Here is a 22568-nt window from a genome sequence, read left to right as displayed (position 1 = left end):
AATGGTTGCCCGGCGTGCACGTCCCCGCAACCGCCGTCCAAGCCCGAGAAAGAGAGTTAGTCGCCCATAAGGGCACGGTGCAAGGGAGAGTCATGAACCAGACCGCCCCTATTCGGGTGGTTTTCCCCGAAGAGTTCCACTCCGGGTGGAACCGAATTGACGGCGTCGCCGTCGAGGGGAACAACCTCACGATCCACCCCGACGCGTATTTCTTCCGGTACGAGAACCCGTCGTGGATCGTCTGCGACTGGGAGCACGTGAAGGCCGGTCTCCTCGACGTCCGGGAGACGCCCACGGAAGCTATCGAGCAAAAGGCCCTGGACTTTGTCCAGACCTACGGACGCACGACCGACGATGCGGCGACCGTGCTGGGCGTCGCGTGGCAGGTCAACGCGTGGATGTTCCGCGACGAGATCACCGCCGAGCCCGGAATGGCCGCTCTCGGCGTCAAGCCGGTGCACGCGCGCATGCTGCGCGAAACGTCGACGCTCATGGCCCTTAACCGGGTCGAACTGTCGGGGCGTATCAGCAACGTCGGGCCGGCCTGGATGTTCCCCGTCGCGTGCAAGGTCGTCTACGGTCTCGACGAGCCCGAGGCGCGGCTAGTGGATGAGCTGTACCACGGGACGTGGTTCGATGAGAGTCGACGCGTCGAGGCGGTCAAGGCTAACGCCGCCCTGGGTGGCAAGCTGGTGCACGGATGCCAATCGTCGGCGGACATGCGCGGCGGCGCTATCGTCCCGTTCGGCGTCGACATGACCGAATTCCGGCGGGAACTCCGGGACTTCGGCGACGACTGGATCAGCCGAGTGGAGTCCTGTGCCCGGTAAGTCCGGACTGGAGGGGGCGGGCGCGGTGTCCGCCCCCTTCCCCGTCCTGAACGAAATGCTCATTGCCCACGACTTCCCGCCGGCCATCAGGCGGGAACCGATTCACGTATGGGCCATGTCGTCGGTGGAACGCGTCCATCTGGAGGACGAGCAAACCGTCATCCTGAAATCCGCCGCATCGCCGTTCGCCCGTGAGGCGTCCACCCTGCGGCACGTCGCGGATCACGTGCCCGTGCCGCGCGTGCACGCGTCGCGCATCCTGTCAGACGGACGTCTCGCCATGCTGTTGCAGGACTTGGGCGAGCACCCCGAAGACGACCCGTCGCTAACGAGGGGCGCACGCGCAGCCGTCCGCATCCACGAGTGCATGCCTCCCCGGAACCTGCCCCGCCTGTCACGGCCACGACTCGCCAGTCTGCCAGTCGACGCCCTAGCGTCCTGGGCGGCGCTGCAACGCGCCGGCCGATGGACCGACACCGAAGATATCCGGCAGGCGCTTTTCACTCTGGGGGATATCGGTCATTACCGTTCGCGCGGCGCGACAACCCCGCCGTTCGGGCTGTGCCATTCCGAATTTCATCCGACGTCACTGCACGACGGTCCGGCGGGGCTGTACGTCCTGGATTGGGCGCGGGCATTCGTCGGTCCGGGCCTGCTCGACCTCGCATCGTGGGAGGACACACCGAAACCGCTCAACACCAACGCGATAGCGGACATGATCGTCCGCTATGTCGAGGAAGGGGGACATCCCGAAGCAATGGCGAAACGCGACGGTCTCCCGCCGCAGATATGGGCCGGTGGATGGCATCGCGTATGGATCAGTGAATGGTACATGCAACAGTGCCTTTTCTGGATACCGGATCCGGCGAATGACGCCACCGTGCAAAAGGCGGTTCGGCGACATCTCGGGGAGGCTCTCGAATGTCTCGGGTAGACAATCAGCACGAGTCCGAGCCGCTCGTCACACCGCAGAACGAACGGGTCCAGATAGACCTAGAGATGATCCCGCTCGTCCGGGCGCTCTGGGCACTCGGCCTCGACACGGCCGGCTGCTGTCAGAACCTCGGCGAGTCCGTTCTCTGGGGCGGCGAATCGGACGTCAAATACGGCGGGCGCGACCGACACGCCCTGTTCTACGCGGGGCAAGCGTGGCTCAAGATGCCGACCGTCGACGCGTGCGGGCTGCTTACCGTTCTGGCGAGGTATCCGGAGTTTCAGGACCGGCTTAACCGGTGGACGATGCCGGGCGCGTGGGAGTGCTACGTCTATCTCTTGGCGGACGAGGGCAAGGTTTCGCCGTCGCCGCTGGCGCAAGTGCACTTCCCGCAAGAGCAGATCACCGAGGTTACCGCGGTGCTCACTCATGAGCACGAAGCCCGACGCGGCTAACGCGACACAGACACGGCCCGCGCATCTCTTGGGGGGGATGCGCGGGCCGTTCGCTGCTTGGAGCTGTGCGCGTCGACGGGACGTCGACCGGTCGTCCTCGACGTCCGGTCGCTGCGCGACGTCGAGGACGTGTCGCGTCGACGTCGAGAGCGCGTGTCGCGAGTCGCTGTCCGGTCGTTGTCGACAATGACCACAGTTCGACCACGTCTTAAGCCGGACAGCCGTTCAGCGTGCATCACCGCCTAGGGTGTAGTTACACCCCAAAGGGAAGGACGCACAATGACCGACATGCACCCCGTGGACCGCATGCGCGCACAAGCCGCAGCGATCAAAGAGAGCGCAAGCAAGATCGACGTTTCCCGGACCGAATCCGTAACCGTCGCGGACTTGAACGACAACGACGTCATCACCGAGCTTGGAAACGTGACGTTCCCGTTCCCGTTCACGCTCTCGCAGGTCCGTCGATTCCCGTTCGGAACCGTCCTCCACGCTACGCACGGTTGGTTCACACCGCGTCCGCTCCCAAACGACGAGCACGTTAAGCGCGTCATCACCGACTGAACCTCGACACACAAAAAGAGAACCCGTCTTCCCGAAACCGGGAAGACGGGTTCTCTCTTTTTGCAGTGCTAAGCGGAACCGGTCACGACGCTGGACCGGACGTCCGGTCAGTGTGTCGCGCTAGGTATCCAGCAGTGAACGCGACGACTCCCGGAACCACCACATAGACGAGATCGATCACCGCTTGCGGAACGTCATCGCTGAACACGTGCTCACCCAGAAGCATGACGACCAGTCCGGACAGCACGGTTCCGAGCGTCGCCGCGGTTACCTTGCTCTCTACACGATTATTCATTGCCATCACTTCCCGGTGAGCAGGACGCGCCATGTCACCGGTCCCGCGATACCGTCGACCGATATCTGATATTGCGCCTGTTCCTCGCGAACCCGCCGCTCGGTCGACGGACCGAAATCACCGTCAATCGCGATATCCGGACCCATAGCGCACAGCACACCTTGCAGGACGCGCACAGCCCGACCGGTCGACCCGCGCCGGACAGTCGATAGAGACATGATGATTCGCTCCGTCCAGTCATCGCCGGGCGCCGGGCCGGGTCGGCTCGGCGGGTCGGGGGGCGTGGTTCCGCGACCTGGCCGCGGAGCGCCTTTCCGCACCCAGGCGTATAGCGCTGATCCGGGGCAACTGGTCGGCAGGAATTGGCGGTGCCCTTTGAGCGCCGAGCCCGCCCCGCGGGAACGCATGTAGTCGATTGCGTCGCGCACCCCGGACTTAATGGCGTCGGCGGCCGGGTCTCTGTCGCCGATGAGCGCGCAGACGGCGTAATAGTTCTGGTTTGACGCGGTGGTGCCGTTCGCCGCAGTGCGGTACCCGAGCCCGCGCCCCTCGAAAACATATCCGTGCTCGCATACAAGATAGCTGTAGGCGATTCCGGACCATCCGTTTGTCTGTACGTGGAAACGTTCGATGGCGCGGACACGGCCGGCGCATGTCGAATGTGAGTTCCCGGTCAGTTTCCCGCCGCCCTCATAGTGGACGGCGACGCCTCCGCGGGACGGGGTGATGTTCGTATTTCCGCGACCGTATCGCGCGCCCCATGATGCCCGCTTGACGAGTTTCACGGGCCAACGTCAATCGTTTCGAATTCCGGTTCCTCGTCCGGTCCGTCGGTGAGCGATTCACGTAGCGTGTCATCGCTGCAACCGGCGTCCTCGGGTTCGTCGAGGTCTTCGGGTTCGCGCATTGGCAATGTCACTCCCTTTTCACACATGCGGTTGTGTCTTGCGGACCGGTGGGGGTGAGCACCGTGATCTGTCGCGCCTCATAGCCGGCCGGACATGCGGGACCGGGCGGGCCGGTCGGCCCGGTGGGTCCTTGTGGTCCGGTCGGGCCGGCGGGTCCTGGTTCGCCGGGTTGTCCGGACGCGCCCGGCGCTCCGGACGCTCCGGGCGCGCCGCTGGGGCCTGTCGAGCCGCGCGGCCCCGGCTGGCCTGTGGGTCCGGACGCGCCGGGCTGTCCTGGGCGGCCTGGGGAGCCCGCGGGGCCTGGTGCGCCGGACGTGCCCGGTTCGCCCGGACGTCCGGACGCGCCCGGTTCGGGGGTCGGAACCTCGGGCACCCCGCCCAGCCGGCGGACCTGGTCGGCGAGTGTCTGAACCGACGTCTCTAGGCGCGTCCGGTCGCGCCGTAGCTCGGTGAGCGTTCCGGCGATCCACGCGCCGCCGAGGACGAGCAAGAACACCCCGACGATGACGAGTAGTTCGCGCAGTCGAGGGCGACGACTCATGACGTCCTCAGAACTGTCGTGACAACGGCGACAATGAGACTCGCGACGACCGATGCGGCGGCGGCGTACATGGCCCCCCGTATCGCGGCGCGCGACGATTCGGCCTGATTCTCTAGCCGGGCGATGCGTTCCAGCATCGCCGCGCGCTGTGCCTCATAGACGGCGGTCAACACGTACCGTTCAAGCTGCGCGGCGTACGTCGCGGAATCGCGGGCGACCTGTGTCTTTAGGTCAATAATGTCTTCACGCGTCTCCGCGTAATTCCGTTCAATGACGCTTTTAAGTTCCCAGTTGCTCGGCTCAATCGGAATCACACTCGCCGCTAGACGGCGTCGACCGCTGAAACAACCGGGCTCGTCGAGAGGTCGTCCACGGATCCGGAGACACCCGAGGTTCGGAAGTCGTTTCCGTACCGCACCACCTTGGAAACGGTCGACGTGAGCGACAGACCATAGGCGGCGTGGTTACCGGACGAGCGGCGGCGAACCTTGTTACCGGCGATGATGACCCATGAGACGGTGGAACTTCCGCGAATACCGTAGTGCGTATTGTTCGCCGCACGTCCTGACCCAATGATGGTGTTCCCGCGGATACCGACCTGGGTCACGTCATCGTTAAGCCAGATTCCCGAGCGCCCGGAATCAAAGATCTGGTTGTCATGGACGTCTACATACATGCTTCCCTGACAGACCGCGATTCCCTCACCCTCAGACCGCCACACCTGGTTACCGGCGATAAGCGCGCGTTCCCATTCCACCGCCTGAATACCGCAGTCGGTGACGGAATCGATGATGTTGCCGGCAACGCGAATGTTCGTCTGTCGGGGACCGGCCAGGTTATGCGACCCGACCGCACGCGGCCATGCCTGGGTGCCCGTGGTTCCCGACGCTCCGAATCGGCATCCGGTAATGGAAACGTCATCGCACGCGGTTCCGTCATAGGGTCCGCCCCACGGGTAAACGCCCGTGCTGGTCATGGCGTCGAGTTGGATTGCTTCGCTGTATGCGCGGTCGCCCGAGTGCCAGAAACCGGCGAACGCGCAGTCACGAATCTTGACGTTCTGGCATGCGTTGATTTCGATGGCATGCCATCCGGGAACATCCCACACGGTGACGTCACGAATCAGCACATCCGACGCGTGCGCTATCGCGATAGCTCCCGAGTAGGTCGGGCGCTCCATAGCGCGCACGTCCCATATGCCGCCCTCGACGACCAGCCCGCCGGGCGCGCCGCTGTATCCGCCCTCGACAGTCCCGCCCGCCGGAGTGTTGGTCACTATCACGTCATCGTGCGCGCGGACCAGGTGCGCGCCGGGCGCAAGCGTGAGACGAGTTCGCGCGCCGATGCGCAGCATGCTCTCTAGCCGATAGGTCCCGGCGGGCACGTACACCCATCCACCGGCGTCTAGCGCGCTCTGTATCGCGGGCGCGTCGTCGGCGATACCGTCACCAATGGCCCCGAAAGTCGTTACGTCATTCACGCTGGCAACTCCGCTTCATACGTTCCGAATGTTCTAATCGTGTCGCCAGATGCGAGAGTGATCGGGACTGTGTTGGTCACACCGTCCAAATCTGCGGCGCCCTGAACTTGTAGAGGGACCGTGGTCTGCAAAAGCGCGCCGGTCTGTCCGGCGTAAGCCTGGCCCGAGCTGGCGTCACCGACGCGCGTCATGAGGTATTGCGTCGGGTTGGCGGTGCGCGCATTGACGGGAAGAGAGAGACTGTAATTGCCGTTCCCGAAGGCGGTGGTTGAGCCCATGATTATCTCGGCGGCGAAGGTGACCGTTTGTCCGTGCCGGATATAGCGGCCGAATCTTGCGCCGTTCCCTAGGGACGGCTGGGTTCCGCTGCTCGTCCAGGCCGGTGTATACGTGCGCCATTCGCCCAACCCGATGAGGTCGCGCCATTCCGTACCGGTGTACGCGCGATAGATATCGACGTCCTGAACGTAAATGACCATGCCCTCTTGCGGCGACGTGATCGCGGCTTCCGCCGCCGCCGCGCTTGCAAACGACATCACCGTTTGCGTCATCAGGTAATTCATGACGTTTGCCGCGGTCAGAACTTCACCGACGGCAAACGAGTGATATCCGCTCCCCACGGGGCCCCCTTCTAATAAGCGAGCGCGTTACTGTCGAGTCGCCCTAGTTCCGCATGGTCCAGGGTGAAGAACGACCCGAATTTCTCGGCGCTCTGTAGAGTCCACTTGGTGCGCCAATATTTGGGCGAGAACTCGTGCGCGATACCGCGTATGAACTGGTCGCGGGTGATGGTGCCGCCGCCGGGCGGACGACGAATGACGGTGATGCGGTCGCCTAGTCCGCGTCCGAGGGAATGCGGGAACAGCGTTGCGGGGTCGCTGCGAGGGTTCACCGTCAGTTCCACGAATCTCAGTTCGGGATCACGCGACACATGCAGGATCCATTGCGCGTAATTGAGCGCGTCGGCGTCGGTGACGAGTATCAGGTCTTCACTCGGCTTGAACGTGCGCGGATAGTAGACGGCTTGTGACGCCGAATCCGTCACGGATTGCTCTGTGCCGCCCGCACGGGTGACGCGGACCGCGTTGAAGAACGTCGCGTCGTCGGTCGATATGAATAGGTCTTCATACGGCAATTCGCCGCCGCCGCCGTCGCCGAATACGGCTTGCGGGTCGGTCGACCGGTGGTCGGTGATCAGCGCGGTACGGTTCCGGAAGACGACGCGCCCGCCGGCGTCGATATACAGTTCGCCTATCTCTGAATCGGCCGTCTTCTGCATTTCGGCCAGCGCGGAACCCTCTAGCGTCGTCGCCTGTACGGTGCTGTCCCCGGCGGCAATGGTGCGGTCACTGGACGGCCATCCCGCGGAATCGAGGATCCGCGCGATACGGGCGCCGGTGGTTTCGCCCGCGCCTATCTCCGGGACGGCGGGCCGGTCGATTCCGGAAAGGACTTTGAAACCGTCCGTCGCGGTCACCGTGCATTCGCTGTAGGACGGGTTCGACCACTCGACGTCCCAGGCGTCGACGAAACCGCGGAACAGTTCATAGGTCGTGTCCGCCCACGTGGCCATGACGCGTATCGCGCGCATGGCGGTGACCTGGGTCGTGCCGTTGATCGGGTCGACGTATGGACCGTCGAGGTTGCTCGGATCAAAACGGCGGTCGGAGTTGTCCAGCGTGACCGCTAGTGTGCCCGCCTCATACTGAATGATCGGGGTCTCTACTCGTGAGGCACCGCGCTTGATAGATACAGCGCGCGTCCAGGACGTGACGTCGACCCACACCGGGCCGGGGGCTGCGCCTCCGAGCGTCCCCGTGTCGAGGCGACCGCGCCCAGGGTCGTCCAGGTGCAACAGGGGCGACGTCGACGCGCCGGCCGAGAACGCCACCTCGACGCGGACAGTTGGCATGTCCAGGGACGTCATGAACGCCAACCGCGCCCATTGCGGCGCTCATACTCACGGATGAGCGTCACGACCTGTTCCGCCGCCGCCGCAGTCGACCCACCGGGCGCGACTTGAACCGTGATGTTGTAGGTGTTGCCGCCGCCGGCTAGTAGATCCTGCTGGGCCCCGGAGAGAACCATTTCCGAGCGGCTCGACGCGTTCCGGATCAGCGAAAGCGAGTTGGGCGGCAGAGCCCCGCCGCCGTCCATGATCCACGGCGGAACTCCCCACCACGGCGTAGCGCGGTAAAGACGATGCTCGCTAATGCGGGTGCCGGTCTGCTGGGCCTCGACGATTCTTCCATTGCCCGAATACATGTAGGTGTGACCGGCGTGCGGTTGGCCTACGGCGCCCGGAACGGGGCGCGGCACCGAGCGGAGGAAGTTCCGTTGTGTGTACGTGGTGCGGGTGATGTCCTTACCGCCCGACGCCTTGCCCCATGCGAATTGCATTAGAGAGGAGCAGTCGAAGCCGCGGGTTCCGGATCCTCGCCCGATGCCGTAGGACGGTCCGCCGAGCCCGCCGCCGCCCCAGCTATACGGGATACCGATTTGTGAGCGTGCCGCGTTCACGGCGGCCTGTGATCCGCGTCCGCTCATGTTGGGCGCGACCGTCTTCTTAATGAACGACAGGAACGCGTCTATTAGGTTCTTGGGCAGGGTCGCTAGTGCCTTTTCCCACAGCGATTTTCCGCCGGGGATTTTCCGGAGGATCGGGTTAAGGACGGACTTTGCGAACCAGTCGACCCCCTTTGTCATGATAGGGTCGGCCGCTTTTTTGACCCAGTTGGCGGGTCTCTTGAGGATTCCGACAATGCCGCCGTCGGCGAAACCGGGGAATCCGGACGGGTCACCGACACCGGCGACCAGTCGCGTAACGGCGTCGGCACCGCCGCGTTTTGCGTTGTGGTTGACGCTATTGATCCAGTTCTCGCCCAGGGCTTTAACGGCTTCCGGGCGCAGAATGCCCTCACCGGGCGAGAGCATCGCCATTACGGAGTCTCGTCCGGGCGCATAGCCGGGAAGCACACCGCCGGCGGCGAATCTCACATACGGCAGATCAGGGAGCGCGGGAACCAGCTTGCGGACGCCGCCCCACACTTTCCGGATGCCGTTGTTGTAGACCGTGTTGACGAAAAAGGACACGGGTCGGCGCGTCGCGTCGCGTAGCCGGTCCCAAATAGTTCGGATGGCAGAGACGCCGGTAGAGAAGGCGGACTTGACCGCGCTGATTCCGGACTGGACGCGCGACCTCACGGAACTCATGAATTCCGTCGTCCGGGACTTTATGAAATTGTATCCGCGGGTGAAAACTGCGAGCGTTGCAGAAAGGGAGCTGGAAACAATATTCTTTGCGGCGGCGAGCCCGGCGGCGATCTTTTGTCGCACATATGCGAGCATTTCGAGCGTGCGGGACTTAATCTGGCCCCAATATTTCGTCACAAGTGCGATCACTAGGCCGAGCGGTCCGAGGAAAATGGAGATCAGTAGCCGCCAACGCGTGCGCACCTGATTGAGCACCCACGAAACGGCCGCGCTAAAGATCGCCTTAATTTGCGACCAATATTTAGTGACGAGCGCGATCACAATTCCAAGCGGGCCGATCAGGATCGGAAGAATCAGCCGCCAATGGTCGCGGACGAAATTGATCGCAAAAACGACGCCGGTTTTGAGTGCCCCGAAAATCGCCTGTACGCCTGCACGGAACCAATCGACCTTTTTATAGGCGAGAACAAAGATTGCGATGAGCGCCGCCACCGCAACAATGACGATACCAATCGGATTGGCGGTCATCGCCGCATTTAGAATCCATTGGACGGCCGCCCAAGCTTTTGTTGCGGCGGCGGATATCTTTTGCCAGACCACTAGCGCGGCGGTCTTGGCCGCCTGGGCGGTGGCGGCGGCTCCGGCTTTGAGGTGGGATGCCGCTAGGGCGAGATTCGAGCCGGCGGCGGTTACTGCGGCTCTCGCGCCCGTAGCCGTGGCGACGGCCGCACGACGTACGGCATTGCCTACGGCGGACGTCTTGACGGCCTGTGCCGTGGCTGCGGCTCCGGCCCGTGCATGGGACGCGGCTAGCGCAGCATTCGCCCTGGCGGCGGTCACGGCGGTTCGCGCGCCCGATGCCGTGGCGGCCCCTGCGCGCTTCACGGCTTCACCGGCGTACATGGCGCGTAGCCGCATCGAATCCATTGCCGACCCGAACTTTGATATTCCGGTGGCTTGGTCGGCGCGAAAGAACCCGACCGTTTTGGAGACCCCGCCGACTACGGTCTTGGTCGCGGTCGCCGCGACCGTGACGCCTTTGAGCGCGACCACCAGAGCGCCGAGCGCTAGGGCGCCCTTGACGATGTCGCCCGGCTCGACTCCGAGCGTTTTTAGTTTGTTGCTGAACGCGTCGAGAGCGGGGAGGACGTCGGCGACGATGGTGGAAACGACCGCCGTTTCTACGCCGCGCTTCCATTTCTGGAACTCGGCCGCGGACGTCTCGCCCATTGCCTTGCTTGCGCTGTCGGTCGCGCCCTGCAATTGGCCGAGGCTTTGCACCGCGGTTGACGGGTCAAGCGCATAAAGCGACTTTCCCAAGTCTTCGGCCTTGGTGCCGAATAGCGCGACCGCGGTCTCATTGCGCTTGACCGGGTCTTCCATCGCCTTGAGTCGTTCAATGACGACTCTGAAAGCCTTATCGGCGGCCGGTCCGCCCGCCGCAAACGTCGCGGTCATTTCCTTGACGTTCAGGCCAAGGGCTTTGAACCCGGCAATAGTGTTGGGATCAGTGGCGGTCTTGGACCGGATGGCGAATTCCTTGATCGCGTCCGCCGCCGTGTCCGCGTCACGCGCACCCGCCCGAATCGCCTGGGCGATAAGGCCCATTGCCTTCGGGCCGCTTAGACCGACCTCCCGGAACTGGGTCGAATATTCATTGATCGTGTCTAGGAGGTCTTCGGATTTGTTGATCCCCGCTTGGGTGGATCTTGTGATGAGGTCGAACGCCTCTTGCGAGTTTTTCGCGAGATGGGTCCGCATGAGTTGCGCAACAGCGCGTGTTACGCCGCCTACCTCTTCATCCATGATCGCTGCTAGCGTCATGGCCCGTTCGGACGTCTTTTGCAGATCGGCGGTTGACGCCGTTCGCATTCCGTCCATGTTCTGGATGACGGACTTAACGGCGGCGTTGACTTCCTCCATGCTTTCGCCGTAGGCGTCCGCGTACAGCTTTCCGGCGACGCCTCCAATGCGCTTGCTCTCCTGGGCGGTTAGCCCGAGCTGGGCGCGTAGCTTGCCCTGGGCGGCGGTGGCGTCGAGTCCTTTTGCCAGGGCGGCGGCGAACGCTGCGCCGCCGGCGAGCCCGGCGCCCGCCATGACGCCCTGTAGGCCCGCCAGCTTTTGCTTGAACGCGTCGACGTGCCCGGACGCATTTTGGAACCCGCGGGCTAGGAGACTGTCGTTCAGGTTCAGGTTGATAGAGATTGTGCGGGCCACCGGCTGTCACCCGCCTTACTCCTGGGCGCGTCAAAAGAGCGCGTCGAATTCCGCTTGCGTTAGTCGTTTCCCGCCGTTGGTTTTCGCGGTCCTGGGTGCCGTCGAGGTGGGCGGGTGGATGAGCGCCGATTCGGGGACGCGTTTTCCGGCGCGTTGCCCGTTCGCGTATTGCAACGTGTTGGCGATGCGGGCGAGTAGATATGTGTCCTGGGACCAGTCGGCTAGTTCGCCGTGGATCGCTCGGGACGTCGCGGATTCCTGGGGAAGTCTCGATACGAGAACCCAGAGCCGGCGCAGCGTCATCGCCCCGGCGTAGAACGCGCCGAGCTGGTCGGCGTCGCGCGGATAATGTCGCGCTAGGTCTGCCTCGACGTCCTCACTGTGGTTTAGCGCGATGTGGGCGAGGCTGACGAATTTCCCGCCGACGTTCCCCCGAGGGCCTCGGCGAGTGTCTCCAGGACGTCGGAGAATTCCTTTTCGTCGATGTCGATTTCGTCGAGCCGTTCGACCTGCTCGACGCCGAATACGCTTTCTAGCGCTCCGATGATGTCCCCGGAGTTGATCCGGCGGAGGAACTTGAAACGCTGCCAGCGGCGGGGCACCACAAGCGTTATCGCGTCCGGTCCGTCTCCGAACGTCACGCGGGTTTCGCGCCGCTCGGCTTCCTCCGCTAGGGACGTGACCGATGCCGCGCTAGGGGTCGCTTTGCTCATCCCTCGACCTCTCGTTTTATCCTCGCAATGATTTCGTCGGTCGCGCGCAACAGCCGTTTGTCGGCGGCGTTCACCGTGCGCGTGAAATACGGGTGAGGTCTTTGCGTCACCCATGTGTCAGTGCCGAATACGGGATGCCGGAAACGGGTATAGCCCGGCGTCGCCTCGAAATAGGCCGGAAGTGCCTTTGTTCCATCGGCCATGCGGCGCGGATTCATGAACAGTGATACGCCGGCGCGTCGCCCGCCGGTCCGGACTTGCACCGTGACCGCTCGGGCGAGCGCCGTTCGCATTCCTGGGCGTCGACGACCGGCGCGCGACCGTTGCGCGTTGCTGCTGTTGGGTATCGCGCGGATTGCGCCTCTCACCGCGGGAACCATCGGCGCGGCCGCCGTCTTGAGTTCCGCGCGCATGGCTCGGAGGCGCTCTTTCCCGTCCGCTTGGCGACGCAGCATGCGGGACAGTTCGCGGAGGTCGTCGGCCGAATCTCGGGCCATCTGGGAGCCGCCTAGGCGGTGGCTCGGGTGAGTACGCCCGAGCCGGGCCAACTGACGGAAGTCGTCGCCAGGTCGCCGACGCCGCCGTCTATGGGGCTGTATTCAGAGACGAGCGCGGTTCCGCTGTAGATCGGATTCGTGGGCCCGGTCGCGGCCGACGTCGCCTTAATGGTGATAGGCACATTGGTACCGAGTAGCGGATAGACGGTTTCGTCGACGGCGGACGCGCCAAAGTCTGCGTTGAAGTCGATATCTAGCGACCACTCTTTGAGCCCGCCCAACCTGGTCCGGAATCCGGATCCCATGGCCGTGCTCTCCTGGTCGTCGACCTCGACGGACAATGTCACGCTAGTGACCCACCCCGACAGATTGACCGCGTTCACCGTAAGCGTTGCATCGGTGAGTACAAAAGTGGCCATCATTCCCCCATGCGGAAAAGGGCCACCGGCGCGGCGGCCTGACTTTCAGAAAATGGGAAACGTCGCGTGTCCTACGCGACGCCGATTGCGGCCGCGACCGAGAACGTTCCGCTAACCGCGGTCGCGTTGATCCGGTAATGGGTGCTGCTGATCGGGCCCGCTAGTCGCGTCATCCAGACACCGCCGGTCGCGGTAAGCGGCCCGATACTCGCCAGCGCTACGGGCGCCGGAAACGCGCCCGAGGTGTCGCCCTCGACGGCGAGCGTGATGGACGCGCCAGCGTCCAGGACGTGAACGGCGACATACAGAAATCGCCCGGCGGGCACGTCACCGGTCGGCGTAAGCCCGGTGACGCCCGAGCCGACCGGACCGACCGCCGAAACGTTTCCGCGGGGCTGGGCGACCTTTCCGCGGACCAGGCCGGCGGCGCTGGTCGACATCATCGAAACCGTGAACGGCGCGACGTCGCCGATATCGCCGAAGATCTCATACGAGAACCGGCCCGCCTGGAAAAAGTAGGCCGGTGATCCGGCCTCGCCGGTCGGCGCGACGGTCACGACCTCGTCACGCGAACCGAGGTTGTTGAAAACCTGCGGGTCGACGGCGGCGGATTCCGCAGACTGCCAATAGCCGGAAATCTCGGCCTCGACGCTTCGGAGCCCGCCCACCCGTGACCGGAATCCGTTCGTTCCGAATGTCGTGTTCTCCTGGTCGTCGACGTCGACCGATAGCGATGCTTCGTTCGTGTCGGTGGTGAAGTCGTGACCGGCGACCATCGTCGTAACGTCGGTGAGAATCAGCGTCGCCATTTAGCCGCCGTCCTTCGCCGCCGTCTTCTTTAGCGGCGCGCGGGGCTCGTCGTGCTGTTCCTCCAGGTGAACCCCTAGAAGCGGCTCGACAATCGCGCCCGCCTTTTCCAGTGCGTCACTGGTGACGGTTCCGCCGGGTGCGACGCCCGCGACTTCGCACGGGCCGATCACTCGATATTTCTGCACAGCACAACCCCCAGATGTTGTCGACAAAGGGCCAAGAAAGGGGCGGGTCAGGATCCGGCGGTGATGACGGTGAGTTCCCAGGCGCCGCCGTAATAGCCGATCTGGCCGACCTCCTCGACGCCGAGGGGACGGAATGACCGGACGATGCAGTCCTCTGCGATGCCGCCTAGCGTGCGGTCGCCGTAAATGGCGGTGATGAGGGATTCCGGGCCGGTGGGGTCGGCGTAGCCGGCTAGCTTTTCCTGCCCGATGCGGTCAAGCGCGGCGCTGACGAGGACGTAAACGGTCGGCTCATAGGTCGCGCGTCCGCGTCGCATCGTCGCGTGATACGACTCGATAGGAGGAACCCCGATGATTGCCTGGGGCGGGGTGATCTGATCGGGCGCGATACTCGACACGCGTAGACCGGGAATGGTGCTTAGGCGGCCCTGTAGTCCCCGCATGACGTCGAGGACGGTCGGCGCGGCCATTTACCCGACCAGCACCCGGTAACGCTCATACGGCGAGATCATCGCCGCAGCGATGGGGTTTTGCCGGACGCGGATCATGCCCCACTCGCCGAATCCTGCGACGCCGAACGGCGCGTCTCTCAGCTTGTAGATCTCGGCGGCGACGATGAGGCAGGCTTCCGCTATGGGCGCGGGCACGGTCGACCATCCCCACCGTCCCGTCACGCGCAGAGCTGGACGCGCCGACGCGCGTTCACCGGCGCAGTAGGGGAACGTCCGGGCGCCTACGGCGTTGATCTGGATGAACGGCCAGCCGGGTACGCCCTCGACCACGCCGCCCGCGGGCGCTAGTTCGTAGTCGGCGCTCGTCCAGGTCTCGGCGTAGGTGCCGTTGCGCGTCCGGTCGACCTCGACGAGCAGGCCATCCGCCGTCGACAGGTCGTCGAGATCAGCGCGATACGGCGAGTCGACCGGGAACGTGCGCGCCGAGGCTGCGCCCGCATCGTGAAATTGCCGGGCCGTACAGTGCTCGATTCCCCTCGACGCCGCGTTCAGGGCCTGGGCTAGGCGGGTGTCGTCGCCGGTGTCGGTCTCAGCGATGCCGAGCCGCGCTTTCAGCGCTTCAACGGTCGCGTAGGGATCGCCAAGCGGCATACGTCACCGGCCATCGCCCGAGCGGTTCTTAGGCGGGCGTCCGCGACGGGGGGCGGTGACCTCGCGACGCTCACCCGGCGCGGCGGTGGCGTCCTCGACGTCCGCCGCCTTCTCGACGCGCGCCGCGACGTACTCCGACGCGTCCTCAAAGAAGTGTTCGCGTCCCCGGTAAATCGGGTCGTCATCGTCCACCAGGTCGCCGCCGGCGACGACGCGCGGCACACCTTCGGCCGTCCAGACGGTGAACGCGGACTTGCATCGTTTGACGCTCATTTGACATACCTCCTGCCGGACGGCAGAAAGGGAACCCGCGGGGATGTGCCGGGTTCCCTTTCTGTTCCGGAATGCCGAGCCGGGGGATTAGGTGACGTTCAGCATGCGCAGGCCGCCGTCATTGACGGTGTCCGCGCCGACTCGGTAATAGGCGTACCAACCGCGCTGTCCGGTCGGGCGTCTGTTGGTTCCGACCAGATGCGGAATGAATTCGATCTGCATTCCCACCCGATCGGCGATGACGTAGTTATTGAAGTCGCCGTATACGAGTAGGTAGTTCTCGGCGGTCGCCGTGACCGAACCCGCCATGTCTTCCGCCTCCAGCGCGGGACGGCCGAGGAGTTGCGGCGGCACGTCGGCGCCGATGCGTTCCCACATCTGCGCGCCGCCCTGGGTGTCGAATTGGCGGACGAGATTGTAGATACTGCGATTGCCGAGCCATGCCGACGACGCGCGATACCGGGCCGGTAGTGCGGCGTCGAGTTTGTAGATGTCGGCGGCGGCGAAAACGTCAGTGGTCGTCGAGGTGACGACGCTCGGCGTTCCGGTGAGCGCCGTAACAATGCCGGTCGGCTGTCCCGCACCGCTACCGGTCGTGAATGCTTCCGCCTCTAGGACGTCACGCCCGAAAGCCAGCAGTCGCGCAACCTCCGCGGTCACGTTGGCCTCATCCTCCAGCGCCTCAATGGAAATGGGGATGAATCCGGCCGCCTTGTGCACGGGAATGGACGGCTGCGCGAACGTGGGCGCGTCGTCGCTAACCTCGGTCGCTTCGGCGTCCCAGGACCACGAAACGGCCCCGCTGGAAACTCCGTTCCAGAGGTCGCCGGTCGCGATAACCTGGCGCGCTACCTGGCGAATCTGGTTGCGTGATCCATCCGCCGAAATGATCACGGTCGGGTCAAGCTGGAAAGGAACCAGATACCCGCCCTGTGCATCCGTCAGGGACATTGCGCGTTCTAGTGCGCGCTGTTCCTCGGTCGAGATCATGTGCCCGCGCCCGGATGCGCACTTGCTCCACGCGCGCAGATATTCCGGCGATGACGTAGCCAGGCAGAGACGAGCAATCCGGGAATCACCGTCGTCCCAAGATTCGATGATGCTCGTTCCCGCCTCACGGACGGAATCCGATGCGGCTCCCATCTTCTCAATCGCCGAGATAGCGCGGGCGCGGAACTCCGCCGCGACCTCCGGCTTTGAGCGGGAGAACGTCCGAACCTCGGAAAGGTCCCACGGATTGCGGAAACGGCAATCCTCGACGGAATCCGGATTGAGAATCGGGTCCAGGTCGTATCCGTCGTCGGGATTCACCGACGTTCCGCGCTCAACAGCACCGTGCGGCGAGTCGAGAGCGGCGCGGACACGCGCAATATCGGACGCCCGTTCGAGATTCTTGCGGTGCCCGTCGAGTTCCTCGAATTCGCGGACGAGTTCCACCCAGTGGGTTTCGTCCTCGCCGTTCAGGGATTCCTTACCGCCGATGCGCTCGATTTCGTCCTGAATATCGCGCATCCTATTCAGCGCTTGCTTGTGGCTGTACTCGGTCGACTTTCGACCGTCATTCGCGCTCATAGCGCGCACTCCCCTTGACAATGAGACTCAAGTATTCGGCGCGCATAGCGGCGTCACGCCGAATGCGTTCCGGATTGAGTCGACTTACAGACATTGCCGGCGGGTGCCCTTGCTCGGGCGGCGCGTCGGTATTGCTCGACGGGTGCCCTTGCTCGGGCGGCGCGTCGCGATTGTTCTCGTCGTCGGTGGTCGGCGGATCCTCCGGGGAGGAAACGTCATCGGCGGGAATGCGGTCACCAGCCGCATGCGCCGGCGGTTCCATGAGAACCGCGGTCGCGACCTCTCGCCGAAACGCGGGGTCGTCGAGGTCGCCAAGTGTTGCGTTCGTGTGGGCGAGACTTTCCCGGACCTTGCGGCGTAGCGCGTCGTCCTGCTGGATCGTCGCCGCCATATCGCGGGCTCTTACGCCTACAGTCGTCGAATCATAGGCGGGCCATACAACCGGGCCAAGTTCATGGACGCGCAATTCAATGAGGGTGCGCTCTAGCGGCCCGCGTTCACCCGGCGACCAGAGAAGCGCGTCTAGCTCGTCAGGCTTGACGAGTTTCCCGTTCGTGTCCCGCCATTCTTCCCGGATGACGGTAAATCTAAAAGACATTCCGTCAATCGCGCCGTCCGCGATTGCGTCTCTCACCGGCTGGATCAGCCAATTGTCGGAGAGTCGCGCGGCCGTCCACAGTCCGGCGTCGTCCTCGCGGAGCGTGTCAATTGTCCCGATGGGAATGGAGCCGATGAGAGGGTGCCGCCCGTGGTCGAACTGCATTCGCGGGGTGCGTTCGCGGATCGACTTTCTGAAAGCGCCCCGGCGGATACGTTCGTTGAACGTGCCTTCCCATGAGTCAATCAGGGTGGGCGAATCCCAGACGGCGGCGTAGCCCTCCAGTGTGAGCCCGTCGCCGGGCGCGTCGTCGGGATTGTCGACCGCACGGAACGCAATCGTCCGAACGACATTGTCTCTCGGCACCATGGCTAGTCCCCCGATTCGGTGGAGTCGTCGGCCGGCGCGTCGTCGCTGGACGGGTCCGCGTCATCAGTCGAGGTGTCGGGCGCGGCGACCGTTACCGGGGGCTGTAGCTGGACGCTGAACAGCCCGGAATGGGAGCCCAGCAGTAGCGACAGGTCTTCCGATTCCGTCGCGCGTATGGCGGCGTCAGCGTCGAAACCGGCGTCTATGTAGGTGCGCACCGTCTGCGCCTTGACGCTGGCGATATCAGCGGCGTCCCGCCGGTCTTCCCGCAGAAATGGGATATCGCGTGCGTCGTACCACAAGCGCGAACCGGTTGGCACCGGCATGAGCGTTGACAGACTTCCGGCGGCATTGCCCCAAAGGGGATGCGCCGTGCCGTCGGCGAAACGTCGACGAGCCTGCGCGTAGTTGGAATACGTGGCGGCCTGGAGACCTTCGGACAATCCGACGATTACCGGGGGCACACCGGCGGCCGCCGCAATCCGCGTTTCGCCGTGACCTTGCACCGACGAAAAACTCATTTGCTCGAAAGAGTTCCCGACGACCTCAACATCTGCGCCGCCCCCGAGATACAGGGTTTTGTACGCGTTGTTGACGCCCCTATGCGCGTCCTCGGTCGCCTCAATGAATTCTTTAAACTGTTGCTTGGTGACCGTCTCTTTGAAAGAGACGATCATGTTAGGGGTCGCGCCGTTCTCGAAAAACTTCCCCTTGTGGCGGGCCATTAGCCCGTCATTGATGACGTCGCGGATAATGGGCGTGAGCCAGCTCATCCCGCGGTACGTCGCGAGTGGATCAGCCAGCGGCGCGAAATGCGCGACGTCCTTTGCGCGAAAGAGAGTGGGTTCGGCGCCGGATCCCGGACCGCCCTCGGTATAGGTGTATCCGATGCGCCGGAATCCGACATGCCCGCCACCGATGCGACGCGGTTCTAGAACGATCCCGACCCAGTCCGGGCGCAGCCGGACTAGTTCATTGTCCGCAAGTGTCCAATACGAATTGCCGGTAAGGTCGGCGTCCTGGATCATGCGCGACAAAAGGTCCTGTGTCGTGCCGCCGGGCCAGGGCGCCTCCAGAATCCGGAGTGTCTCGGTGCCGAATAGCTCGGACGGGCGGCCGAGACTGAATCGCTGATACTGGAAACGCGCGGCGGCGAACACCAGCATGCGGACGCTCATGCACGCGAAAACCACGCTGTTGGCCCCGAACGCTTGGGACGCGTACCCGTTCAGGGTTTGCGTGACGCGCTCTGTCTCGCCGTTAAGCGTCTGCTGTGTCACGCCGAACGGATAGACGTTGCCGTTGAATGAGAACGCGTCGAGGGCGGCGGCGTAGTCGTCAATGGTCTGAATCGACCGTGCCGGGCCGCGTGACATTGCCCGCCGTAGGAGGTTCATCTATTCGCCCCCTACGTCTCCCAGCAATAGAAACGACACGGCGGCGACCGCGCCCCCGAGCATGAGCGCGGCGGCTGTTCCCCACTCGATAGCGACGCCGGCGACGATTGCGCAGCACCCGGCGGCGTATCCGGTCAGTGCACGCACCACCCTCGACGGCCGGCGCGGACGGGGCACTTAGGCGAACACCGCCCACGGTGCCGACGAGTGGGAATCGTCTAGACCCCGCTCGATTGCATGGGAGCCCGCAGCATGAGCCAGAACGGCCGCTACGGCGGCGTCAATCCACATGCCGTCACCCCGCTTCGCCAGCTTCAGGTAATGGGTCGCGAGGGTCTCGTCTTCCCCAGGTCGCGGTTTCCTGCGGCCGCCTTTGACGACCACGGCGTTACGGATGTGCCGCCCGAGTAGCTCGTCATCGTCGTGCGTGATGTCGCCGTTTGCGAGCGCCGTTGAAAAGCGTTCTATGGCGGCGTCCATGCGGATTTCTTGGTTGGTGGGGAACTCCAGTACCCGACCGGGAAACGTCGCCGCCCAAAGGTCTAGATAGTCCTGCCACCGGAACGGGTCGGCGAACATGCACGCGACGCGATAGGCCGCGAACACTTCCCGCACGACCGTGTCAACCTCGGCGGTCGGCACCCGCCAATCAGCGTCGGCGCCGTCCGGGCGTTCCCATGTCCGGATCATGAACAGTCGCCGGTCGGAGAGTCTCGACGCGACCAACGAAGTTGCGTCGCGTTTCTTGCTGCCGTCGAATCCGAGCGCTATCGCCGTATCCGGTTCCAGCGGCTCATCCGGGCGCGCGGCGATTGCCCACCGTTCCGGCGCTATAAAGGTACTTTGCCCGACGACGATTTCATTGAGAAAGAAGCGGCGCCGGTCGGACTCCAGATGGATCGTTGACCGGACCTCATGCATGATGCGGCCGGTGACGTTCACCCAGCCGCCTTTTTCCCTCGACGAGTCGCCGTATTGGCGCAAGAGTTCCCGGTAAACGGCCTCGGTGTCGTCGAGGGACTCGACACGGTGGGGCTCGATTGTGTCGACGAGCACCCGCGGGTTACCGGACTCGGCGGTGATCTGTGCTTCGGAGCCCTCGACGGGATCCCACGCATTCGTCAGTTCCAACCATCTGCCGTCCATTCCGGCGATGTTGCGTTTTACCGCGCCCGCGACTCTGCGGAACCCGCCTTGCAGCGTGAAAAGGTGGGATTCGGTAATCGTGGCCATCGTCATGGGCGCGCCGAGTCGCGCACGCGCCGAACACGAAACCGGTTCGATCTTCCCGCCGCCGGGCAGGATGCATCTCGTCTCGCCGATATCCAGGCCCGTGACGTTCCCGAGCGGCCCGTTACGCGCCATCGACAACAGCGGCCGCCACGTGTTGTCAGTCTGTTCCTCCGACGTCCCGAGACAGGCAATCAGCGGCGTCGGATACGGTGCCCCGACCGGTTCGCCCGACGCGTCCCACCCCGCAAAGCGCGTCGGCCCGAGAGCCTCAGCCCACAATATGGACGCGCCGAACGGGTCCTTTCCCCATTTCTGCGCGCGTCTCAACTGGCCGCCGTAGAACGCCATCGAATCCGCCGCAGGCCACGGGGCGGCATCGTCGAGGACGCGGTAATAGCGAAGTAGGAAACGCCACATTTCGTCAGTGAGACGGAACGGTTCACCGCGCCGGTAGCCGTCCGGAACGACGCAATGCGCTTCTATCCATTCACCGACCAGATAGCCGAGCGTGGGATATTCGCCGGGCTCGGATGGACCACGCCAGGGCATCGGGCAATCACACTCCCGAGCGTCGACGACGCGGAAGGATTCCTAGACCGCCTTGATTCGCTTACGGATATCGGTCACCGATTCGGCCGCCGTCTGCTCGGGCTCGGCCGGTGCGACTTCCCAGAGCAGTAGCCGCATGCTTTTCGGGTTGAGTCCTAGCCGGTCTTCCATAGCGACGACTTGCGCCAGCAGGGCCGGGGACGCGTCGACCGATTCAGCGCGCACCATGTGCCGGCAGTAGCGAGCAACACCGCGCGTCCATCCGAACCGCTCCCAGGCCACCGCCTGCGGGAGGGTCCACAGCGCACGCCATGCGACGACTTCCCGACGCGTCGGTTTGCCGTCCAGGGGCCATGCGGGCGCGCCGCCGGACCGTCCTTCCGCGGGAAGTCGCAGCGGTCCGCGGCCGGCCTGCTTACCGCGCGCAGGATCCCATTTCGGGGGTGTGGGCATCGTGCATCACCACTTGAACGGAGTAGCGCGGGACGCGACCTGGCCGACGTCGACACGTCCTCGACGGACGCGCGCCGGGCCAAGCCTGAGAGCAACCGAGGCGAGAGCGATACATGCCGGCTGTTGGCACCCCGCACACCGGTTGAGAGCGTCGACGTCATGGACAAGAGCACCGAAGCGACGACCATCGTTGTTACCGTCGACCCGACCGGAACGTCATCCGAGCGAATCACGGCCGAAGTGCGCGCGACGCTTGCCCGCCTGGGCGTCGAGGTCATTCCGTGCGCGTGGTCGCCCGATCCCGACACCATCGCCGAATGCAGCAACGTCGACCGCGTGACCGTGCTTGATCTGAACGACTAGGGAACGCTGCGCGCCCTCGACGGGGCGAGCCGCTGTCCGACGTCGAGACGTCTAGGAATATGTGCGAGCCACGATTATGTTTCGGTCGTTCGCTTCGCTTGGCGCGTCTTGTCTCGCCGCATAGAGTGTAGTTACACCACCAGGGAGAGACGCGACATGAACCACGACAACCCCGAAGAATTCGCCGTCGTCAACGGATGGCGATTCGACCCCCAGAATCAGGAATGGACGAAGCGCACCTCTACCGGATGGTTGGTCGTTAAAGGCGACCTCGAAAATCCGCCGACCTGGGCGTAATCCCCCCGGAAAGACGACCAAGCGAGTCCCCGTTTCCCAGCCTCAGGGAGACGGGGACTCTCTTTTGGTCCTCGACGCGCGTCTAGACGTCGCTGTGCACGTCGAGACGTCCGCACCTGTGGGGGGCGGACGGGTTTCGAGTGCAGTCACCCCCGGACGCTCGTCGAGTCGGCCCCCGCTCGTCCGACGTTCGCCCCGCCGCTCGTCGGACGGCTCGTCGACGAGCGGCGCCGGTCACCCCCCACAGGCCCCGGCCTGCGATGCGTCGACGTTGCGAGAAAGGTTGCGGCGGGGTCATCTGGC

The 22568-nt window shown here is 64.3% G+C and carries 27 protein-coding genes; 6 read left to right on the top strand and 21 right to left on the bottom strand.

Annotation, left to right across the window (positions count from 1 at the left end; translation table 11 throughout):
- The first annotated feature begins 92 nt into the window (after nt 1-92).
- The 4 genes from ACH34T_RS14130 (at nt 93) to ACH34T_RS14115 (ending at nt 2780) form a co-directional block, all read left to right on the top strand.
- Complete coding sequence (locus ACH34T_RS14130) at nt 93-830, top strand: hypothetical protein (protein WP_395992537.1); 738 nt, start codon at nt 93-95, stop codon at nt 828-830.
- Complete coding sequence (locus ACH34T_RS14125; RefSeq protein ID WP_395992536.1) at nt 820-1764, top strand: aminoglycoside phosphotransferase family protein; 945 nt, start codon at nt 820-822, stop codon at nt 1762-1764. Before ACH34T_RS14130 ends, ACH34T_RS14125 begins: the two co-directional genes overlap by 11 nt.
- Nucleotides 1752-2219 carry a hypothetical protein gene (locus ACH34T_RS14120; RefSeq protein ID WP_395992535.1) on the top strand — a complete coding sequence of 156 codons (468 nt, stop codon included), beginning with the start codon at nt 1752-1754 and terminating at the stop codon, nt 2217-2219. Before ACH34T_RS14125 ends, ACH34T_RS14120 begins: the two co-directional genes overlap by 13 nt.
- Nucleotides 2220-2498: 279 nt before the next feature.
- Complete coding sequence (locus ACH34T_RS14115; RefSeq protein WP_395992534.1) at nt 2499-2780, top strand: hypothetical protein; 282 nt, start codon at nt 2499-2501, stop codon at nt 2778-2780.
- Nucleotides 2781-3080: 300 nt separating this feature from the next.
- Here the strand turns inward: ACH34T_RS14115 and ACH34T_RS14110 are convergent, their stop codons facing one another.
- The 21 genes from ACH34T_RS14110 to ACH34T_RS14010 form a co-directional block, all read right to left on the bottom strand.
- A complete protein-coding gene (locus tag ACH34T_RS14110) occupies nt 3081-3860 on the bottom strand; it encodes an N-acetylmuramoyl-L-alanine amidase (RefSeq protein WP_395992533.1) in 780 nt (259 codons plus the stop codon).
- Nucleotides 3857-3982 (bottom strand): hypothetical protein, encoded by a 126-nt coding sequence (locus tag ACH34T_RS14105; protein WP_395992532.1) that lies wholly within the window; start codon nt 3980-3982, stop codon nt 3857-3859. The genes ACH34T_RS14110 and ACH34T_RS14105 overlap by 4 nt, the downstream gene beginning before the upstream one ends.
- A gap of 538 nt (nt 3983-4520) precedes the next feature.
- Entirely contained in the window at nt 4521-4838 is a 318-nt protein-coding gene (locus ACH34T_RS14100; RefSeq protein ID WP_395992531.1) for a hypothetical protein, read from the bottom strand.
- An 8-nt stretch (nt 4839-4846) separates the two neighbouring features.
- Entirely contained in the window at nt 4847-6004 is a 1158-nt protein-coding gene (locus ACH34T_RS14095) for a right-handed parallel beta-helix repeat-containing protein (RefSeq protein WP_395992530.1), read from the bottom strand.
- Nucleotides 6001-6624 carry a hypothetical protein gene (locus tag ACH34T_RS14090; protein WP_395992529.1) on the bottom strand — a complete coding sequence of 208 codons (624 nt, stop codon included), beginning with the start codon at nt 6622-6624 and terminating at the stop codon, nt 6001-6003. Before ACH34T_RS14090 ends, ACH34T_RS14095 begins: the two co-directional genes overlap by 4 nt.
- An 11-nt stretch (nt 6625-6635) precedes the next feature.
- Nucleotides 6636-7931, bottom strand: a complete 1296-nt coding sequence (locus ACH34T_RS14085) for a hypothetical protein (RefSeq protein WP_395992528.1) — start codon at nt 7929-7931, stop codon at nt 6636-6638.
- Nucleotides 7928-11434 carry a phage tail tape measure protein gene (locus ACH34T_RS14080; RefSeq protein ID WP_395992527.1) on the bottom strand — a complete coding sequence of 1169 codons (3507 nt, stop codon included), beginning with the start codon at nt 11432-11434 and terminating at the stop codon, nt 7928-7930. Before ACH34T_RS14080 ends, ACH34T_RS14085 begins: the two co-directional genes overlap by 4 nt.
- A gap of 30 nt (nt 11435-11464) precedes the next feature.
- Nucleotides 11465-11737, bottom strand: coding sequence for a hypothetical protein (locus tag ACH34T_RS14075; RefSeq protein ID WP_395992526.1), 273 nt, complete (start codon nt 11735-11737; stop codon nt 11465-11467).
- A gap of 83 nt (nt 11738-11820) precedes the next feature.
- Entirely contained in the window at nt 11821-12147 is a 327-nt protein-coding gene (locus tag ACH34T_RS14070) for a hypothetical protein (RefSeq protein ID WP_395992525.1), read from the bottom strand.
- A complete protein-coding gene (locus ACH34T_RS14065; RefSeq protein ID WP_395992524.1) occupies nt 12144-12560 on the bottom strand; it encodes a hypothetical protein in 417 nt (138 codons plus the stop codon). The genes ACH34T_RS14070 and ACH34T_RS14065 overlap by 4 nt, the downstream gene beginning before the upstream one ends.
- A gap of 95 nt (nt 12561-12655) precedes the next feature.
- Nucleotides 12656-13063, bottom strand: a complete 408-nt coding sequence (locus ACH34T_RS14060) for a hypothetical protein (protein WP_395992523.1) — start codon at nt 13061-13063, stop codon at nt 12656-12658.
- Nucleotides 13064-13134: 71 nt separating this feature from the next.
- Nucleotides 13135-13872: a hypothetical protein gene (locus tag ACH34T_RS14055; protein ID WP_395992522.1), complete on the bottom strand. Its 738-nt coding sequence runs from the start codon at nt 13870-13872 to the stop codon at nt 13135-13137.
- The gene (locus ACH34T_RS14050; RefSeq protein ID WP_395992521.1) at nt 13873-14058 is read right to left on the bottom strand and encodes a hypothetical protein; all 186 of its coding nucleotides are present in this window, start codon (nt 14056-14058) and stop codon (nt 13873-13875) included.
- Nucleotides 14059-14105: 47 nt separating this feature from the next.
- Entirely contained in the window at nt 14106-14528 is a 423-nt protein-coding gene (locus tag ACH34T_RS14045; RefSeq protein WP_395992520.1) for a hypothetical protein, read from the bottom strand.
- A complete protein-coding gene (locus tag ACH34T_RS14040) occupies nt 14529-15161 on the bottom strand; it encodes a hypothetical protein (RefSeq protein ID WP_395992519.1) in 633 nt (210 codons plus the stop codon). It abuts the gene before it with no gap.
- A gap of 3 nt (nt 15162-15164) precedes the next feature.
- Nucleotides 15165-15434 carry a hypothetical protein gene (locus ACH34T_RS14035; RefSeq protein WP_395992518.1) on the bottom strand — a complete coding sequence of 90 codons (270 nt, stop codon included), beginning with the start codon at nt 15432-15434 and terminating at the stop codon, nt 15165-15167.
- Between the two features lie 87 nt (nt 15435-15521).
- The gene (locus tag ACH34T_RS14030) at nt 15522-17006 is read right to left on the bottom strand and encodes a phage major capsid protein (RefSeq protein WP_395992517.1); all 1485 of its coding nucleotides are present in this window, start codon (nt 17004-17006) and stop codon (nt 15522-15524) included.
- Nucleotides 16993-17973: an HK97 family phage prohead protease gene (locus ACH34T_RS14025; protein ID WP_395992516.1), complete on the bottom strand. Its 981-nt coding sequence runs from the start codon at nt 17971-17973 to the stop codon at nt 16993-16995. The genes ACH34T_RS14030 and ACH34T_RS14025 overlap by 14 nt, the downstream gene beginning before the upstream one ends.
- Before the next feature lie 2 nt (nt 17974-17975).
- Entirely contained in the window at nt 17976-19370 is a 1395-nt protein-coding gene (locus ACH34T_RS14020; RefSeq protein ID WP_395992515.1) for a phage portal protein, read from the bottom strand.
- 177 nt (nt 19371-19547) lie between these two features.
- The gene (locus ACH34T_RS14015; RefSeq protein WP_395992514.1) at nt 19548-21152 is read right to left on the bottom strand and encodes a hypothetical protein; all 1605 of its coding nucleotides are present in this window, start codon (nt 21150-21152) and stop codon (nt 19548-19550) included.
- A gap of 42 nt (nt 21153-21194) precedes the next feature.
- Entirely contained in the window at nt 21195-21605 is a 411-nt protein-coding gene (locus ACH34T_RS14010; protein WP_395992513.1) for a hypothetical protein, read from the bottom strand.
- Between the two features lie 159 nt (nt 21606-21764).
- Between ACH34T_RS14010 and ACH34T_RS14005 the strand changes: the two genes are divergently transcribed.
- Nucleotides 21765-21968 (top strand): hypothetical protein, encoded by a 204-nt coding sequence (locus ACH34T_RS14005; RefSeq protein WP_395992512.1) that lies wholly within the window; start codon nt 21765-21767, stop codon nt 21966-21968.
- 156 nt (nt 21969-22124) lie between these two features.
- Nucleotides 22125-22265 (top strand): hypothetical protein, encoded by a 141-nt coding sequence (locus ACH34T_RS14000; protein WP_395992511.1) that lies wholly within the window; start codon nt 22125-22127, stop codon nt 22263-22265.
- Nucleotides 22266-22568 lie beyond the last annotated feature (303 nt).

The sequence above is a fragment of the Actinomadura sp. 9N215 genome (assembly GCF_044326345.1).
GTDB lineage: Bacteria > Actinomycetota > Actinomycetes > Streptosporangiales > Streptosporangiaceae > Spirillospora.
The sequence above is the reverse complement of the archived record's forward strand: the minus strand, read 5'-3'. Positions and strand labels throughout refer to the sequence as shown.

Excerpts from the sequence above, each read along its gene's own strand:
- ACH34T_RS14070 (WP_395992525.1), bottom strand. The coding sequence starts at position 12,147 with ATGAGCAAAGCGACCCCTAGCGCGGCATCGGTCACGTCCCTAGCGGAG.
- ACH34T_RS14005 (WP_395992512.1), top strand. The coding sequence starts at position 21,765 with ATGGACAAGAGCACCGAAGCGACGACCATCGTTGTTACCGTCGACCCG.
- ACH34T_RS14025 (WP_395992516.1), bottom strand. The coding sequence starts at position 17,973 with ATGGTGCCGAGAGACAATGTCGTTCGGACGATTGCGTTCCGTGCGGTC.
- ACH34T_RS14060 (WP_395992523.1), bottom strand. The coding sequence starts at position 13,063 with ATGGCCACTTTTGTACTCACCGATGCAACGCTTACGGTGAACGCGGTC.
- ACH34T_RS14085 (WP_395992528.1), bottom strand. The coding sequence starts at position 7,931 with ATGACGTCCCTGGACATGCCAACTGTCCGCGTCGAGGTGGCGTTCTCG.
- ACH34T_RS14040 (WP_395992519.1), bottom strand. The coding sequence starts at position 15,161 with ATGCCGCTTGGCGATCCCTACGCGACCGTTGAAGCGCTGAAAGCGCGG.
- ACH34T_RS14105 (WP_395992532.1), bottom strand. The coding sequence starts at position 3,982 with ATGCGCGAACCCGAAGACCTCGACGAACCCGAGGACGCCGGTTGCAGC.
- ACH34T_RS14130 (WP_395992537.1), top strand. The coding sequence starts at position 93 with ATGAACCAGACCGCCCCTATTCGGGTGGTTTTCCCCGAAGAGTTCCAC.
- ACH34T_RS14020 (WP_395992515.1), bottom strand. The coding sequence starts at position 19,370 with ATGAACCTCCTACGGCGGGCAATGTCACGCGGCCCGGCACGGTCGATT.
- ACH34T_RS14030 (WP_395992517.1), bottom strand. The coding sequence starts at position 17,006 with ATGAGCGCGAATGACGGTCGAAAGTCGACCGAGTACAGCCACAAGCAA.
- ACH34T_RS14010 (WP_395992513.1), bottom strand. The coding sequence starts at position 21,605 with ATGCCCACACCCCCGAAATGGGATCCTGCGCGCGGTAAGCAGGCCGGC.
- ACH34T_RS14065 (WP_395992524.1), bottom strand. The coding sequence starts at position 12,560 with ATGCGCGCGGAACTCAAGACGGCGGCCGCGCCGATGGTTCCCGCGGTG.
- ACH34T_RS14055 (WP_395992522.1), bottom strand. The coding sequence starts at position 13,872 with ATGGCGACGCTGATTCTCACCGACGTTACGACGATGGTCGCCGGTCAC.
- ACH34T_RS14075 (WP_395992526.1), bottom strand. The coding sequence starts at position 11,737 with ATGACGCTGCGCCGGCTCTGGGTTCTCGTATCGAGACTTCCCCAGGAA.
- ACH34T_RS14120 (WP_395992535.1), top strand. The coding sequence starts at position 1,752 with ATGTCTCGGGTAGACAATCAGCACGAGTCCGAGCCGCTCGTCACACCG.
- ACH34T_RS14015 (WP_395992514.1), bottom strand. The coding sequence starts at position 21,152 with ATGCCCTGGCGTGGTCCATCCGAGCCCGGCGAATATCCCACGCTCGGC.
- ACH34T_RS14000 (WP_395992511.1), top strand. The coding sequence starts at position 22,125 with ATGAACCACGACAACCCCGAAGAATTCGCCGTCGTCAACGGATGGCGA.
- ACH34T_RS14045 (WP_395992520.1), bottom strand. The coding sequence starts at position 14,528 with ATGGCCGCGCCGACCGTCCTCGACGTCATGCGGGGACTACAGGGCCGC.
- ACH34T_RS14115 (WP_395992534.1), top strand. The coding sequence starts at position 2,499 with ATGACCGACATGCACCCCGTGGACCGCATGCGCGCACAAGCCGCAGCG.
- ACH34T_RS14035 (WP_395992518.1), bottom strand. The coding sequence starts at position 15,434 with ATGAGCGTCAAACGATGCAAGTCCGCGTTCACCGTCTGGACGGCCGAA.